14 protein-coding genes and 4 pseudogenes are annotated in these 16326 nt (G+C 42.4%); 7 read left to right on the top strand and 11 right to left on the bottom strand.

The window, feature by feature from the left end:
- Positions 1-348: 348 nt before the first annotated feature.
- The 5 genes and pseudogenes from Len3610_RS01830 to Len3610_RS01810 form a co-directional block, all read right to left on the bottom strand.
- Positions 349-711, bottom strand: a complete 363-nt coding sequence (locus tag Len3610_RS01830) for a hypothetical protein (protein ID WP_176446443.1) — start codon at positions 709-711, stop codon at positions 349-351.
- A gap of 239 nt (positions 712-950) precedes the next feature.
- Positions 951-2340: pseudogene (hemY, locus tag Len3610_RS01825) on the bottom strand (protoporphyrinogen oxidase).
- Positions 2337-3275, bottom strand: a complete 939-nt coding sequence (gene hemH / locus Len3610_RS01820) for a ferrochelatase (protein ID WP_176446442.1) — start codon at positions 3273-3275, stop codon at positions 2337-2339. Before hemH ends, hemY begins: the two are co-directional and overlap by 4 nt.
- 24 nt (positions 3276-3299) lie before the next feature.
- Positions 3300-4334, bottom strand: coding sequence for a uroporphyrinogen decarboxylase (hemE, locus tag Len3610_RS01815; RefSeq protein ID WP_176446441.1), 1035 nt, complete (start codon positions 4332-4334; stop codon positions 3300-3302).
- A 154-nt stretch (positions 4335-4488) separates the two neighbouring features.
- Positions 4489-6618, bottom strand: coding sequence for a transglycosylase domain-containing protein (locus Len3610_RS01810; protein WP_176446440.1), 2130 nt, complete (start codon positions 6616-6618; stop codon positions 4489-4491).
- A 197-nt stretch (positions 6619-6815) separates the two neighbouring features.
- Between Len3610_RS01810 and Len3610_RS20415 the strand changes: the two genes are divergently transcribed.
- Positions 6816-6983: a hypothetical protein gene (locus Len3610_RS20415; RefSeq protein ID WP_255259739.1), complete on the top strand. Its 168-nt coding sequence runs from the start codon at positions 6816-6818 to the stop codon at positions 6981-6983.
- Positions 6984-7040: 57 nt separating this feature from the next.
- Entirely contained in the window at positions 7041-7319 is a 279-nt protein-coding gene (locus Len3610_RS21600; protein ID WP_369693632.1) for an antibiotic biosynthesis monooxygenase family protein, read from the top strand.
- A gap of 80 nt (positions 7320-7399) precedes the next feature.
- On the opposite strand, the gene Len3610_RS01800 is transcribed toward Len3610_RS21600, so the two are convergent.
- The gene (locus tag Len3610_RS01800) at positions 7400-7903 is read right to left on the bottom strand and encodes a thioredoxin family protein (protein ID WP_176446439.1); all 504 of its coding nucleotides are present in this window, start codon (positions 7901-7903) and stop codon (positions 7400-7402) included.
- Positions 7904-7906: 3 nt separating this feature from the next.
- Positions 7907-8332 carry a disulfide oxidoreductase gene (locus Len3610_RS01795; protein ID WP_176446438.1) on the bottom strand — a complete coding sequence of 142 codons (426 nt, stop codon included), beginning with the start codon at positions 8330-8332 and terminating at the stop codon, positions 7907-7909.
- A gap of 417 nt (positions 8333-8749) precedes the next feature.
- Between Len3610_RS01795 and Len3610_RS01790 the strand changes: the two are divergent.
- Positions 8750-9185, top strand: a pseudogene (locus Len3610_RS01790) (ferritin-like domain-containing protein).
- 490 nt (positions 9186-9675) lie between these two features.
- Positions 9676-10843, top strand: a pseudogene (locus tag Len3610_RS01785) (M20 family metallopeptidase).
- Between the two features lie 89 nt (positions 10844-10932).
- Here the strand turns inward: Len3610_RS01785 and Len3610_RS01780 are convergent.
- Complete coding sequence (locus Len3610_RS01780; protein ID WP_369693631.1) at positions 10933-12102, bottom strand: ABC transporter permease; 1170 nt, start codon at positions 12100-12102, stop codon at positions 10933-10935.
- Positions 12095-12839, bottom strand: a pseudogene (locus Len3610_RS01775) (ABC transporter ATP-binding protein). The gene Len3610_RS01780 and the pseudogene Len3610_RS01775 overlap by 8 nt, the downstream one beginning before the upstream one ends.
- Before the next feature lie 779 nt (positions 12840-13618).
- On the opposite strand from Len3610_RS01775, the gene Len3610_RS01770 reads away from it, so the two are divergent.
- The 3 genes from Len3610_RS01770 to Len3610_RS01760 all read left to right on the top strand — a co-directional run bounded on the left by Len3610_RS01770 (position 13619) and on the right by Len3610_RS01760 (position 15217).
- The gene (locus Len3610_RS01770; RefSeq protein ID WP_176446437.1) at positions 13619-14044 is read left to right on the top strand and encodes an HIT family protein; all 426 of its coding nucleotides are present in this window, start codon (positions 13619-13621) and stop codon (positions 14042-14044) included.
- 151 nt (positions 14045-14195) lie between these two features.
- On the top strand, positions 14196-14717 hold the full coding sequence (locus tag Len3610_RS01765; RefSeq protein ID WP_176446436.1) for a tryptophan transporter: 522 nt from the start codon (positions 14196-14198) through the stop codon (positions 14715-14717).
- A gap of 143 nt (positions 14718-14860) precedes the next feature.
- Positions 14861-15217 (top strand): YtxH domain-containing protein, encoded by a 357-nt coding sequence (locus tag Len3610_RS01760; protein WP_176449522.1) that lies wholly within the window; start codon positions 14861-14863, stop codon positions 15215-15217.
- Between the two features lie 119 nt (positions 15218-15336).
- On the opposite strand, the gene Len3610_RS20410 is transcribed toward Len3610_RS01760, so the two are convergent.
- Complete coding sequence (locus tag Len3610_RS20410) at positions 15337-15558, bottom strand: hypothetical protein (protein WP_255259738.1); 222 nt, start codon at positions 15556-15558, stop codon at positions 15337-15339.
- Positions 15527-16309, bottom strand: a complete 783-nt coding sequence (locus Len3610_RS01755; RefSeq protein ID WP_255259737.1) for a glycine betaine ABC transporter substrate-binding protein — start codon at positions 16307-16309, stop codon at positions 15527-15529. The genes Len3610_RS20410 and Len3610_RS01755 overlap by 32 nt, the downstream gene beginning before the upstream one ends.
- Between the last annotated feature and the right edge of the window lie 17 nt (positions 16310-16326).

Raw genomic sequence — 16326 nt, 5'->3', positions numbered from 1 at the left:
AAAATTCATGAACGGATGATTCTGGACTATTTTCTCCTCAATGGGCCAACCATTACAAATAAGGAATGCCGGAACCTGCTCCAGATTGCTTCACCAAAAACGGCTCATACCCTTTTGAATAGCATGCATCTGCAACATAAAGGACAGAATAGAGCAAGAAAATACTTATCGCCAAACATTAACGATTTTCCACAGCATTCAAAATTTCCCTATAAAAATACTTCAAAACACATACTACAGTTTGACTAAAATAGACCGATTTATCTGCAGATGTTTCTAAACGTCTGCAGTCTTTTTTATTGATATTCCTGCTGTTCTGATGATTCTTTCCCGCTTCCGCAGATATTCCTATTCTTCTGATGATTCTTTCCCGCTTCTGCTGATATTTCTGCTGTTCTGATGATTCTTCCCGCTTCCGCAGATATTCCTGCTGTTCTGATGATTCTTTCTCTCTTCCGCAGATATTCCTGCTCTTCTGATGATTCTTTCTCTCTTCCGAAGATATTCCTGCTCTTCCGATGATTCTTTCCCGCTTCCGCAGACATTCACTGCTCTTCTGATGATTCTTTCCCGATTCCGCAGATATTCCTGCTCTTCTGATGATTCTTTCCCGCTTCCGCAGATATTCACTGCTCTTCTGATGATTCTTTCCCGCTTCCGCAGATATTCCTGCTCTTCCGATGATTCTTTCCCGCTTCCGCAGATATTCACTGCTCTTCTGATGATTCTTTCACGCTTCCGCAGATATTCCTGCTCTTCCGATGATTCTTTCCCGCTTCTGCTGATATTTTCGCCCTTCCGCTGATTATTTCCCGCTTCTGCTGATATTTCCGTACTTCTGATGATCTCCCTATCTTACGCGATGTTCTCTCTTCATCTCGTCAAAACGAAAAAAACGGCACCAACTCACAGTCTTGATGCCGTCCAAAACTTTAATCATCCCAAAAACTTCAAGGACGTCTACAAACCGCCTTTTCACCTTGACCCGATACAGTCCGGATGCCAACGCCTTCATACGAACTGCCTGCCAAAAACCACGCCAGGAAGTTCGTTCTGCATATTTTCACGTACGTTTGACACCCGCTCGGTATGTCCGACCGTGTATTGCGGCATGGCATTTTTCCAGCGGCTGATGACACTGAATTCAGGTTTATCTGTAATATTCATCGTTTTGTTCAGATCGTTCATGACGATTTCAGTGATTTCGTCATCCGTTAAATCCACCACTGATTGGTCACTTGGTTTCCCGACGTAGCATCGCACCAGCGCTTTTCCATCAGGCACGGCATTTGGCCATTTTTTATGCGTCCAAGTACATGCTGTAATCCGGAAGTTACTGTTTCGTGACACAACGAATCCTGTTCCGTCAATATCCTGTTTAATGGCTGACTGGTCAAACGCCATCGCAACATTTGCAACAGATGTGGCCGGGATGTCTCTGAAGTCGTCAAACACATCGAATTGGCTGAACATTTTCGGCAATGTATTGTGTGGTGTCGCCATCACCATGGCATCTGCCTTGTACACGTCACCATTACTCAGCAAAACATGGTAGCCTTGTTCTTTCTTCTCAACATGATCAACCCCGACACCCCGTGAAACAACATCACCGAGAACGGACTCAAGCCGCTCAACCAACGATTCCAGTCCATTTTCTAACGAGAAAAACACACCCTGTTTTTTACCACCGGATTTTGGCTTCGATTTATCCGGCATTGTTCTTCGCAGACCTTTGATCAGACTGCGGTGCTCCTGTTCAAGACGATAAAAATTTGGGAATGTCGCCTGAATGCTCATATGATCGATATCACCGGCGTAAATTCCGGACAAGAGTGGTTCAATCAAATTCTCCACTAATTCATTGCCAAAGCGCCGGCGGAAAAAGCTGCCCAGTGACTGATCCCCAGTCTTTCCTTTTGGCATGGCCAAATCCATTCCTGCTCGAAGCTTCCCTAGGGGTGAAAAAATACCGGAAAACAGGAATGGTCGAACACGTATCGGAACTCCCATATAGGACCCTTGAGGGATTTTATGCAGTTTATTATTGACCAGAATATAGGATTGGCCGGTACCGTTACGAACCAGTTGATCACTTAACCCCAATTCCCTGACCAATTTAACACCAGGTTCCTTCCGCGATAGAAATGAATCCGGGCCTTGCTCAATAATGTATCCATTGCGTCTTGTTGTTTTGATTTTACCACCAAGGCGACTGCCTGCCTCGACAAGCTTGATTTCATACGGTAAACCTTTTTCGTCTATTTCTTTTTGCAAATAGTAGGCAGCAGCTAAACCGGTTATGCCACCGCCCGCTATCAGAATCTTTTTCGTTTCGCTCATTGTGCTTCACGCTTTACTTTGTTCAAAACAACATCAGCAAGCGTTGCGATGAATTGCGGATGGGCATTCGGCATTTCCGGACGATGATAATTCGCACCGAGTTCATCACAAACGACTTTACATTCGTAGTCATTGTCATACAACACTTCCAGATGATCAGCAATAAAGCCGACCGGTGCATAAACGAAAGAACGATAGCCTTTCTGTTCATACAAATCACGTGTCAAATCCTGCACGTCCGGGCCGAGCCATGGATCAGGTGTATTGCCTTCACTCTGCCAGCCAATCGCATAGTTCTTGATGCCTGTCTGCTCGGAAATCAAACGCGCTGTTTCTTTCAACTGGTCAACATATGGGTCCCCGTCCTGTAAAATCTTTTCCGGCAGACTGTGCGCGGAAACGACCAAAACAGCTTTTTCCCGTTCGTCTGCAGGCATCTCATCATATACGGCACTGATTTGATCGGACCAATACGTGATAAAGCCTGGTTCATCATACCAGCTTTCCACCGATTCAATGGAAATACCGTATTTTGCTGCAGTATCATTGGCACGCTTGTTATACGATTTGACACTGAACGTTGAATAGTGTGGTGCGAGGACGATTGAAACAGCTTCCTCGATGCCATCTTCCGCCATTTGCTGAACCGCATCCTCAATAAATGGATGAATATGCTTCAGGCCGATATAAGCTTTGAACTCAACGTCATCCTGTTCAGCATTCACTTTTTCTTCCAATGCCTTCGTCTGTTCTTCAGTAATTCTTGCCAGAGGTGAAATGCCGCCAATCGCTTTATAACGGTCTTTCAAATCCTGGAGTGCTTCTTCAGACGGCTTTCTCCCATGGCGGATATCCGTATAGTATGGTTCAATGTCTTCTTCTTTGTATGGCGTTCCATACGCCATTACCAGTAATCCTAATGTTTTCTTTCCCATTTGTAACACCTCATCAGTTTCAAATTATCGTTTCGAATAGGTATGGATAAGCTCGGTCAATTTTTTAAGTGTCTCCGGCTTTATGTCCGGTGTGACACCGTGACCAAGGTTAAAAACATGTCCTCCATGCTGTATGCTTTCATCGAGAATCGCCTTTGTTTTTGTTTCAATCGTACTCCAGTCGGCGAGCAGTACTGTCGGATCAAGATTACCCTGCAATACTTTCGTCACGCCCATTTGCCGTGCCTCGGTAATCGACGTCCGCCAGTCAAGACCAATGACATCCACAGGCAAATCGTTCCATTCCAGCAGCAGATGCCGTGCACCAACGCCAAAAACAATCAATGGAACATTTTTCGTCTGTAGTTCAGAAAAAATCCGCTTCATGACCGGCTTGATATAATACCTGTAGTCCTCAACATTCAAGGCCCCTACCCATGAGTCAAAAACTTGTATAGCCCTCGCACCGGCATCAATCTGGGCCTTCACATACGTGATTGTCATATCTGCCAGTTTGTCCATTAACGCAAACCATACGTCCGGTTGACTGTACATGAGTGCTTTTGTTTTACTGTAGTTCTTTGAAGGTCCGCCTTCAATCATATAACTTGCCAATGTGAACGGCGCGCCACTGAATCCAATAAGTGGTACATTCAGCTGTTCCTCTGTCAGCAGGCGGATGGTATCGAGCACATATGGTACGTCCGTTTTCGGATTGATCATTCCCAATTGTTCAACGTCCTGAAAATTGGTGATTGGATTGTCAATGACCGGTCCGACACCTTTTTTAATTTCTACATTGACACCGAGGGCCGGAAGCGGCGACATAATGTCTTTGTACAAAATAGCCGCATCCACACCGTAATGCTCAACAGGCAGGCGCGTGACATAAGCGCACAACTCAGGCTGATGGGTAATTTCAAATAACGAGTATTTTTCCTTCAGCTTACGATACTCTTTCTGTGACCTGCCTGCCTGGCGCATGAACCATGCAGGTGTATAGTTAATTTGCTCTCCATTGTATGCTTTCAAAATTGTATCATTAAAATGTTCTGTCACTTACTTCACCCTTTATTCCAACTTCTATCGTATTAGTCTCTTCTTTACTATAGCGAATTTCATTTCCGTTGTATAGAAACCATTAGCGATTGTCATCAATTTGTCTCAATTACAATGTGATTCCATCAATTTCCGTTTAATTCAAGCATTGACATTACGTGGGAAGTTCAACCGTATTTGACCTCTGTCCCTCTAACTTAGTCAGTGGGTCGTATGGTACAACATAATAACTGGATGAACCGAATATTTGGAGGCGGTCAATTGTAAATTCATTCTCTCCTTCCACTTCACCTATCCGCTCATCAATGCCTTCTTCTTCCCGATAAATGCGATAAACAATCCGATCATCTTCTGCCTCGGTCCATTCAAGTTTTCCGTTGAACAGGGAAAAGCCGGCAAACGAATAACTTCCATGCAATGTTATATTTTCGGGAAGGTCAATCGGTTCCGGCAATGCCGTAACATTTTTCGGCTTATCAAATGATGATGCGAGTGATTTTTGTTTATCAATTTCCGATAAAATATTCTTTGTCAGCCGGGTCGGCATCTCACTTCCAGCTGTTAAATAATGATTTTCATCTGATGTATCATAGCCTATCCATGCAGCACTCACATATTCCGGCGTAAACCCTATAAACCAGGCATCTTTCGCCACACCATCAACATGCGGATGCTGGGTGGTGCCCGTCTTACCTGCCAATGCTTTTGTATAATCACCTGCACCCCCTGTACCTTCTGTGACAGCATCCGACAATATGGTTGTCATGTTCCAGGCTACTTGCGGACTGAAGACATCAGCAGTATTTGTTTCTCCTTCATGAATAACCTCATCTTCCCGATTATAGATTTGATCGATTGTCAACGCCTCGATTGTTTTACCACCATTTGCAAACGGCCGGTAACTTTCTGCCATTTGCAAAGGTGTTAAACCTTCTGACAACCCGCCTAAACCTATAGCCAGACCTTCATCCTCAACCGGCAAATTTAATTTATTTAAATAATCCTTTGCATAAGGGATGCCTATGTCATTCAAAAGCCATACTGTTGGCGCATTTTTCGACTCCACCAGCGCGTCATAAATGGTGACTGCTCCGTTATACTGATCATCATAGTTCGTGGTCGTATAGCCATCAATCTCCATTTCCTGATCGGGAATCAGTGTATAGGGCTGGTAGGCTTCCTGCATCATGGCAGGACCATACACAGCAACAGGCTTTATGGTTGAACCTGGCTGACGCTTTACCATCACACGATTCAAATCACCTATTTTGTAATCTCTGCCGCCAAGTGCAGCAGCAACCTTTCCCGAATTTTGTTCCAGCATCACAAAGGCACCCTCAGCACCCTCGGTATTACCCGGGAAATAATCCTCATTCTGAAATTTATCATAGGCAATTTGTTGGATGCGGGGATTAATGTTAACTTCTAACCGATAGCCACCGCGCTGCAGTTCATCGACTGATATATGGTACTTATCCTCTGCTTCTTTCAAAACAAGATCAATATAACTCGCAGCCCACGGTTTTGGTTCATATTCCTGCACATCCAGACCAAGCGTTTTGCCTTGTGCCTCTAATCGTTCCTCTGCAGAGATATTGCCTGTATCCTCCATTACTTGCAACACGACATTTCTCCGGTTCTCTGCTTTTTCAGGATGGTCAATCGGTGAATAGCCATTCGGAGCTTTTGCCATCCCTGCCAAGAGAGTCCCCTCAGAAAGTGTCAAATCTTCAGCTGATTTGTTAAAAAACTTTTGGGAAGCAGCTTCAAGCCCATATACACCTTGTCCAAAATAGATTTCGTTTAAATACAATTCAAGTATTTCATTTTTTGATAAATTGCGCTCCAAATGAATCGCAGCCATAACCTCTTTCGTTTTGCGCAGCCATGTTTTATCATTCGTCAGAAATAGATTTTTGGCCAGCTGCTGGGTTATTGTACTGGCACCTTCCACTTTAGCCATAGCAATAATGTCTCGATAAACGGCACGGACCACCGAGATAAAATCAACGCCTGAATGATCATAGAAACGCCTGTCCTCTACAGCTATAAAAGCTTCCTGGACATGCTCAGGAATAGCTTCAAGCGCGATTGGTATGCGATTCTCTTCATATAATTTTCCGATGACCGTTCCATCACTTGTTTCGATTGTTGTTGTGACATCAAGAGTCAGTCCTTCTTCATCAACAATCAACGCACCACCGAATAAAATAACACCATATCCGATTGCTCCCAATGCCAGAACAAAGACAAATGAAAGCAACAGCCATTTTAGTTTCTTCATCGTGTAATAAATTCACCTCAAGTAATAGTATACGACAATTTTTGCAGTGACGAAAGAATAATACACAATGTTATATGATAATTGTTCTAAATAGTGGTTCACAAGGGAACAGCTTGCTAAGAAGTGGTAAAAGAGTAACACTCAGACGGAACGGGTATGTTAAACTGAGAGAAAAGCAATAAATTGGGGTGAAAGATATGAATGCCTACATGACAAATGGAACACTCGACTTCTTGAGCAAGCTCCCGGATAAGCATCCGGATATTGATTTTTATTTTATGCAGGCAAGCTCAAACACACTGTTTATTATGAAGGAAACAAGAAAAACATCTTTGCTCCCGGAAGGGGTTTTGAATCATTACTGAAAATGGCCAGATTCGGGGAAAAATGGCTTTATCGGTCATAATAACATCCGGTAGCTGATGAAGCTAAAAGCAACGTTTGAGAATAAATTCAAACAGCGTCAGCAAAGTGTTGAATCAATGCCAGGATTTCAGGCATTCCGCTTATTAAGACCAAAACAAGGAAAACACTTATATCGTCATGACGCAATGGGCTTCAGAAGCCGACTTTTGAAAACTGGAAAAACTCGGATCAATTTAAACAAAGCACATCAAGACAGCAGCGACGTGAAACTGCCTGCCTACTTTTTGGACAGACCTTTCGTGAACAGCTACCATATGGTTGAATTTGAAGAATAAAAAACATACCCCATTTGATGGATCATTGATTCATGGACAACTTTACATTTATAAAAACCAAGCAAGCCGGGATGACCTCCCTAGCTTGCTTGTTCATTGTCTGTATCATTAACGACATATTCATTGAAAAAGGCTCTGAATAATTCATTCTGCTGCGCGCCATTAACCCGATCAACTTCTTCACCATTTTCAAAGTAAACGAGTGTCGGTGTGCTTTGGATACCATACTGTCCCCAAGCGCTCTCGAATTCCAGCAGGTTCAGTTTTTTCATATCAACACCCATTTCTTCAGCAATTGGAACCAATCTTGGTGTTAACTCCTGACAGTGATGGCATGTCGGATCATAGAAATAAACAACCATATCCTCGCCATCGTTCAGCAGTGATTCCAATTCATCCGGCAAAATCTGATTCTGGTAGTTCTCATCATCCAGCTGATCAACCGTTGCCTGATGCAAGTCGTCTTTACCGTATGGATTTTCATTATCGCCAATCGCTTGCTGGTTTTTATAATCAATCACAAAATAAAGAGCAGCAAACAGCACAACAATCGAACCGATAATTAGCAGCATTTTCTTTCGCATAGATTAATTTCTCCCCCATTTTAATATCATAATATGCAATACGACTATAATCATAAATGCTATACCCGCCAAAAAAGGAATGGTCACAAAGCCGAAATAGTTCACATATTCCGTATTACATGGAACAACGCCACACGCATCACCGGCATTCTGTAACGCAGCTATTTTTTGCACCAAATAATGATAAATGGAAACAAACATTCCGATTCCGCTTAATATTAAGCCCGGCAATGCAATCGACATATCTTTTTTAATCAGGGCGGTCCCGTAAATAATCACTAACGGATACATGAAAATCCGCTGTATCCAGCACAGTTCACACGGTACGTAGCCCATTATTTCCGAAAAAAACAAGCTCCCCAATGTAGCTATAAGTGACTGAGTCCATATGACCATAAGCAATGTTTCATTTGTTTTTGTGTTTTCCATATGGTCGTCCTCTCATTTTATTTCTTAATGTATTATACAAGTAAACGCATCAAAAAATCAAAAAAGACGTCTGCTGATAGCTTTTTTGAAACGTTTTTAAAATATAAAACTTCTCATATCAGCTTTAAGACGAAGAGTCCCCCCTCAACGACTGTAGCCATTCATACAAATAAATCAGGCATGTTAAAAATAAAATCCGACCAGCGATAATAACAGCAATATGATAGAATTGCGTTTATTTATCACGTTCAAAACCTCCCACTTCCATCCTACCCTATTTGATTCTGCCATAACAGGCATAATTTTTTCCCATTTTTAAAGTTCCGGAAAACGTGAAACCTTTATACTTTTATGTTTTTCAAATAATAAACCAGGGAATAAATTATGTGCTCTATTATAATAGAAAGGTTGGGATATATGGAACAAATCTCCAAAAATCTGGTTGACGGATTAAATCTCGATTTGTCCCAATGAATATGCTGCAGCGATTCAATACACCTATAGCGCCTCAGTCGTTTCGGGATTGTACCGTTCAGCGTTAAAGCCTTTTTTTGAAGAAGAAATCAACGACGAAATGGGTCATGCACTCTATCTATCCGAAAAAATCAAATCATTAGGCGGAACACCGACTACAGAATCCGCTGGTGTTCCACAACCGACAGAGGTCAAAGATTTGCTGGAAGCTACCCTGGAAGCTGAAATTGAAACGATTAACCGGTATGAAGAACGCAAACAACAGGCTGAACAATTAGGCCACACTGAACTGGTCGTGAAACTTGAAGACTTTATTGCAGATGAAACAGGCCATAAAGAAGAAATTCAACGCCTCCTCACAGATCCAAGAGTGCAATAAAGTGAAACTTCATTCAGTGAAGCGGTTTTCTTCACTGAATGTTAGTTGAGCCGAATCGGACATTTAAGGACAGTCAGCCGCCGTTCTTTGGCGGTATACTGTCCTTTATATGCGGGGTAAAGTGAAACTTCATTCTGCAGAGTGGTTTTCTCTGCAGAATGTTAGTTGAACAGAATCGGACAGTACTGGATAAATCAAAATGTTATGGTTAAAAGACTGTTCCTGCATTTAGATTGGAATAGTCTTTTTTCTGTCTTTGAGGAATAACCGGGAGTCAGCATATGTGCACACCCCTCCATGAAAATCTTCCATTCTTTTGTTAGGACGCCTTCCCTTCTGCTGATATTTCTCTTCTTCTGCTGATTTCCCTGCTCTTTTCCGTCTGTCTCCCGCCTTGCCGATGTTGAACCTTTATACATTCAAACCAACACGGCTATCTCAAAAAATGTTATAATAGTTAGAAAATGTTCAAGTTAAAGGAGGTCTTTCGTTGTTACAAGCTATACATAAACAGCTTGATGAACTGTACCCTGAAATGGTTGAAATCCGGCGCTATTTGCACCAATATCCGGAACTGTCTTTTCAGGAAACGAAGACAGCACAATATATCGCTGACTTTTACGACAATCTGGGGATTCCATATCAAAAAAATGTCGGCGGCAATGGTGTGATTGCCACGTTAAAAGGCGGCAAACCGGGCAAAACCGTTGCACTCAGGGCTGACTTTGATGCACTGCCGATCCAGGATGAAAAAGAAGTTCCCTATAAATCAAAAGTGGCGGGTGTTATGCATGCATGCGGCCATGACGGTCATACTGCCTCACTGCTGACACTCGCTAAAACGATGAATTCTTTCCAGGATGATTTGCCTGGCACCATTGTATTTGTCCATCAGCACGCAGAGGAATATGCACCAGGCGGGGCAAAACCGATTGTAGAATCCGGTGCGCTTGACCATGTCGATGCTGTTTTCGGAACACATCTATGGGCCACTACCCCATTTGGTGTGCTGCAAACAACAAAAGATGTTTTCATGGCAGGAACAGACCGTTTTGAAGTTAACATTCAGGGGCAGGGCGGCCATGGTGCATACCCGCATGAAACAAAAGATGCCATTGTACTCGGTTCTGAAGTCGTATCGCAGCTGCAGCAAATTGTAAGCAGACGGCTGGATCCCTTGGAAACAGCAGTCGTGACAATTGGTCTTTTTGAAGCAGGGACGACATTTAACGTCATTGCTGATACAGCAAGATTAGTCGGCACCGTAAGATTCTTAAACCCGGATATTCAAGATCAAATTATTGAAGAAATGGAAAAAGTTATTCAAGGTGTCTGTGTCACCAACAGTGCTTCTTACACGTTCGATTATGTAAAAGGCTATCCACCATTGGTTAACCATGCTGAAGAAGCGGAACTTGTCATGAAGGCAGGCAGTGAGGTTGACGAAATTCATACAACTGAGGTTGTCAGACCGGTTATGGGCGGCGAGGATTTTGCTTATTACACGCTCAAAAAGCCTGGTGCATACTTTTTCACCGGAGCACAGAAAGACGGAAGCACGTATCCCGCACCACCATCCGAAATTTGATATCGATGAGCGTGCATTGCCCGTTGCAGCCAAAACCCTTATCTCAGCCTATTTTGAATATCAGAATTAACCAGCGTGAAAACGGCTGATCTCAGAAAAGATCAGCCGTTTGTTTACCCCTCTATCTTTTTCTTCACATAACCTTGAATAAACAAATAATTAAACAGCGTACCACCCACGAGTACGACTGCCATACCAAATCCACTCCTGCATCCCTGTGAACAGCAATGCAAAAATGATGGTTTGAATCAGTGTCAGCTGAAACAGCAGCTTAAACAATGATCTTTGTCTTACCTCAATAGCAATCGGATACAAATCAAGCCACATGACAGTCCGGTGATGATGGTACAATGTCATCATCTGAAAGACGCTCATGTACAAAAACAGCAATGCAAAAAGTAATTTCATCCATATGTTTGGGATAAAATAGATGAATAACCCACCAATTACGATAAGTCTGACATACATTCCCAAATAATCTCCACTGCGGACAAAGGAAATGCGGTACAAATAATCAAACGTATGTTTATTGGCAAATGGCACCCTGCTGATGAGCGATACAAGCCAATGTCTGCTTTTTACCCGATTTTTCAAGTGCGGCACATCCGTGAACATGTTAGCAATACGGTAAAACGTCTGCATCCGGTTTCGATCTTTTTCCACCAGAAGATCCCAAATGATACCCGGCTGTTTTCGGGAAACATTCAGATCGTATAAAAATACGAGCGTAAACAAAACAGTCGTAACGCCGGCCCAGACCATTTCACCTTGAACAATAAAATAAAACACAGCTAAATTGAGCAATACCCGTACAGTCTGATCAATCCCGCGCAATCCGGGCTCCCTGATTTTAAGTATCCACCAGTTGGCGATCAAATTACCCGCTTTAAATATCAGAACAACCAGCAGTGTCAATAAATAAACATTCCCCGCACGGTCCGGATAAGATTCAAAATAAAGCGGACCAAACGCGGCGCCGGCAAGCAGGATAATATAAAGTTGAATAACAAAGCTATAGACCAGTCCGTTTCTGAAATAAGGCCACATTTTATTCTCCGCGGCAATCAGAAATACCAAATCCGGCTCTTTCAAAAGGGTTCTGGCGGGACTGTAACTGACCAGAAGACCAAATGTCACGCCAATAATCAATGCTGTCGGAAAATCTTCCGGAAGTCCCTCAAGCCACTGCTGATAATAATACGCCCCCGCTGAAATAAAAAACAGCATCGCAAAAGCAATATGCCCATTAAAAATATAGCGCAGATAACGGCTTGTCTCCTTTATATGAGCAGCAAAGCGCTGTTTAAAAAACTTATGCGCGTCAAACATGGCTATCTTCCTTCGTCAATTCCACATATAAATCATCAAGGGTTGCATCAGGCATATCAAAGTTCTTCCGCAGTTCTTCCAATGTACCTACTGCCCGGATTTGACCTTTCATGTAAAATGACAAATCGATCACAATTGCGCTCAGCTGTCGCAAGAATATGGGTAGACATTAAAACGCCTGATCCGCCCGCCTTCATATCATCCATGCGCTCTAAATATGATTTTATCCCAAGCGGATCAAGGCCAACAAATGGCTCGTCCACAATGTATAGCGGTGGTTCGATCAAAAATGCACACATAATCATAACCTTTTGCCGCATCCCTTTGGAAAAATGTGTTGGAAACCACTTAAGCCGTTTATCCATCCGAAATTCTTTGAGCAGCGGCGGAAGCCTTTTTTCAAATGCTTCCTCTGAAATATCATAAGCCATCGCCGTCAGACGGAGATGCTCATACAGTGTCAACTCATCATATAATATCGGCATCTCCGGAATATATCCGATCTGTTTTCGATACGTATCCGGATTATTTTCAAATGTTTTCCCATTTACTGCAACCGTACCTTTCTTGGCTTGCATCAGTCCGATAACGTGTTTAATTGTTGTACTTTTTCCGGCGCCATTCAATCCGATAAGGCCGACAATCTCACCTGGAAAAACATCAAACGAAATACCGTGCAGCACATTTTTGTGCGTATAACCACCATACAAATCATCTATATGTAACAAAGGTTCCACAAGCGTTCCTCCCAATTTTCACTTATTTAAAATTTTACCATGTTTAAGACGTGAAGCCAAAGTAAACTCATCGCCCGAATTCGACAACAGCCGTAAGAAAAAACGCTGACACGTTTTTTCAGATACCAGAGGTCGGATTGGCAGAAATCGGCGAGTAAGCCGATTTCCGTATTAAACATCACCATAAAACGAAGCACCTTGCACAGTCATATTGATTCAGTGAAATGACCTATAGTTCTCTTTATAAATGGGAACTTTCCGCTATCACACGAAATTATAATCAAAAATTGTATAAAAAATGACTCGCCGTTACAGACTAGGAAATGAAGTTAAGAGGATGAACAAAATCATGTAATTACGTCTTAGACACAAATGAGGTGTTTGCGATCGATAATTAGGTGATTGACAAGATATAGATCAACACGCGTCTATTGATGCTAAAGCACCGATCTGTATTTGACCATCTAATGCTTTAAACCCTTTTGCCAGATCACCCCAATGATTTGGGATGCTGACAAACCGGTTTTTGTAATCGCGTTAAAAAGCAATATGCGGTTTAACTAAAATTACAAAGTCCCCAACGTTAGATGTTTTGTCATCCTCTTGCTTCACACAGCAGGCAGGTTCACTTAAAACGTGAGCCTGACCTGTTTTTATTTTTGGTGATTTTTCCCCACAATTAATTTCAATTTTTCTTTACAGGATACTTATGCTCCTGGCTTTACTTTCCACCCCATTTCTATATACAATGAATGTAAACACGTATAGGAGTGATTGGTATGGCTCATGAAGATTGCATTTTTTGCAAAATTATTGATGGTGAACTTCCATCAGCAAAAGTTTATGAAGATGAAGCTGTTTACGCATTCCTGGATATCAGCCAAGTAACGAAAGGGCACACTTTGGTTATCCCGAAGACGCATACAAAAAATATTTATGAAACACCACCAGAAGTTGCAAGCAAGCTATTTGAACGTATCCCGACCATCGCTAATGCAATCAAAAAAGCATATCAGCCGGCTGGAATGAACTTGTTGAATAACAATGAAAAGCTCGCTGATCAGTCAGTATTCCATTTACATATTCACCTTCTGCCACGTTATGGCGAGGATGACGGTTTCTCATTTAACTGGCAGGTGCATACTGATGATTATTCACAAGATGATTTGCAGCAAATCGCAAAAGAAATTAATGAAGCATTTTAACTGACTTTCATCTGACTTCTCCAGAAAGGGTCAGAAAATTAATACTTTTTATTCAGGTGTTTTTCTGTTATAATTAAGTTACGTTTCGCAGTCGGCAATCAGTGCACAACTGGAAACTCAAATAGCTTAGCCGAGAAGAGGAGAGGTAAAAATGAATACGAGGGTTTTAGTACTTTTATCACTGTTATTGGGGATTGGTGCTGTACTGCATTTTATCATCCCGCCTTTTATTTACGGAATGAAACCAGACATGCTGCTGTCCATGATGTTTTTAGGCATCATGCTGTTTCCGAAAACGAAATATGTCATGGTGTTATCACTGGCAGCCGGTGTTATTTCGGCTTTAACGACCCAAACACCCGGAGGACAAATCGCCAACATGATTGATAAACCAATCACTGGTATACTGTTTTTCGGATTGTTATTACTCGTTAAAGACAGGCTGGATGTTAAAATAAATGTTCCGGTATTAACGGCTGTTGGTACTATGATCAGCGGCTCAATATTTATTACCATAGCGCTTTATATTGTCGGACTGATGGAAGGCGCATTTTTGATATTATTCGGAACAATCGTGTTGCCGGCAACTGCATTGAATACAGCATTTATGATTATTGTTTACCCAATCGTCCAAAACATTTTTAAACAGACACGTCCACTATCAACCGTGTGACATATGACGACTTGTATCGACAATCCTCTGGCACAATTAGTTGTCAGAGGGTTTTTTAAAATGAAATGTTATGAAATGATGTTTTTCTGAGTGCGACACAGGTAAAAGATATAATGGAGAATTCGAAAGGAGCGTTTACCACTATGGGTAAAGGGAAATCACTCGTTCTTGGAATTTTGGCAGGAGGAACAGTAAGTGCTGCCGTGGCCTTATTAAGCACACCTGAATCAGGCAGCAGCATCCGAAACCGTGTTAAAGAACAAAGCATCGAACTAAATGGCCTGTTGAATAAGTTGAAAACAGATGGTTTACAGTTAAAAAATCAAATTACTGAAACATCCAAAGAAGGCGCCGTCCTCGTTAAGGAATTGACACAGGAGATGAAAAACTCTGTAGAAGAATGGAAGAAAACAGTGGAACCACACCAGGAAAACATTCATGACTATCTTGAGCAAATCGAAGTAAGTTTGAAAGAATTGGAAGATAAAGCAAAAAATTAAATACAATCATGAATCGCCCCGTATCTGCTGCACGCTGATACGGGGGTTTTTTGTTTCCATCCGGCAATAAAAAAGCTGCCTCATTGTCATGAGACAGCTTTTATTAATAGGCTCGAGATTTATTCACCAATACCTTCTGTCCAGCTTTCCAGAAGATCCGGATTGTCTTCAATGAATTGCTGTGCTGCTTCTTCTTCACTTGCACCGTCGTTAACGCTACCAGCAACTCCATTTTCCATTTCTTCACCACATAATCTTCTGTGAAGCGTTGTACGATTTTCAAAAGCGCCTGGAGAATTTTCCTCGAAGTCAGGGTTGGCAAACAGCTTCGATACGGTCACCCTTCACCGCCGTAAACTCGTCAGGATCTTCCAGCATTTTCAGATCCAATTCGGCAAATTTCCAATGTGGTTTCCAACCCGGAACAAGAATTGGTTCTTCATTATCGATTTTAGTCTGCAGTTCTGACAGCATGGCCCCTTCAGAGCTTGATGACAGTTCCCAATTCTCAAGTCCATAGTTCTCAATTGCTTCTTCCGTGCTCGCCATAACACCTGCACCTGGGTCGATACCAGTAATGGTCCAATCGACTTCTTCACCCAGTTCCTCATTGCCTTTCAGGTCTTCAATTGACTCGACATCCATATAAGATGGAACGGTTAATCCAAGCGGCGCCTGCGCTACAAACTCACCGATCACTTCAACATCATCCTGGTATTCTTCCCAATAGTTTTGGTGAGTCGCCGGCAACCAGGAAGCTGTCATGAAATCAGCCGAACCATCAGCGACACTCGTCCACATCGGACCCGCATCAACTTGAGTTGCCTCAACGTTATAGCCCGCTTCTTCCAGTGCTATTTGTAATAGTGGTGTACGTACGAGTGCACCTGCCCAAGCAACATATGGGACAGTCAGATCAGTTTCACCAAGTTCAATGGTGTCACCACTAGCTTCACCGCCATTACCATTACTGCCGTCGTCAGCGGATTCACCGCCGTCGCCTTCACTATCGCCACCGCCGCCACATGCAGCGAGTGTTATAGCCAGCATAAGAGCTGCAGCTAAGCCTAATAATCTAAATTTCTTAAACATAAGAAATGACCCTCCTT

The sequence above is a fragment of the Lentibacillus sp. CBA3610 genome (genome assembly GCF_013373365.1).
Taxonomy (GTDB): Bacteria; Bacillota; Bacilli; order Bacillales; family Amphibacillaceae; genus Lentibacillus.
Note: the sequence above shows the minus strand (reverse complement) of the source record. Positions and strands in the feature narration are given on the sequence as shown.

Bases quoted from the DNA above. Each gene is read 5' to 3' on its own strand.
- hemH (WP_176446442.1), bottom strand. From the start codon at position 3,275: ATGGGAAAGAAAACATTAGGATTACTGGTAATGGCGTATGGAACGCCA.
- Len3610_RS01810 (WP_176446440.1), bottom strand. From the start codon at position 6,618: ATGAAGAAACTAAAATGGCTGTTGCTTTCATTTGTCTTTGTTCTGGCA.
- Len3610_RS20415 (WP_255259739.1), top strand. From the start codon at position 6,816: ATGAATGCCTACATGACAAATGGAACACTCGACTTCTTGAGCAAGCTC.
- Len3610_RS21600 (WP_369693632.1), top strand. From the start codon at position 7,041: ATGAAGCTAAAAGCAACGTTTGAGAATAAATTCAAACAGCGTCAGCAA.
- Len3610_RS01800 (WP_176446439.1), bottom strand. From the start codon at position 7,903: ATGCGAAAGAAAATGCTGCTAATTATCGGTTCGATTGTTGTGCTGTTT.
- Len3610_RS01795 (WP_176446438.1), bottom strand. From the start codon at position 8,332: ATGGAAAACACAAAAACAAATGAAACATTGCTTATGGTCATATGGACT.
- Len3610_RS01780 (WP_369693631.1), bottom strand. From the start codon at position 12,102: ATGTTTGACGCGCATAAGTTTTTTAAACAGCGCTTTGCTGCTCATATA.
- Len3610_RS01770 (WP_176446437.1), top strand. From the start codon at position 13,619: ATGGCTCATGAAGATTGCATTTTTTGCAAAATTATTGATGGTGAACTT.
- Len3610_RS01765 (WP_176446436.1), top strand. From the start codon at position 14,196: ATGAATACGAGGGTTTTAGTACTTTTATCACTGTTATTGGGGATTGGT.
- Len3610_RS01760 (WP_176449522.1), top strand. From the start codon at position 14,861: ATGGGTAAAGGGAAATCACTCGTTCTTGGAATTTTGGCAGGAGGAACA.
- Len3610_RS01755 (WP_255259737.1), bottom strand. From the start codon at position 16,309: ATGTTTAAGAAATTTAGATTATTAGGCTTAGCTGCAGCTCTTATGCTG.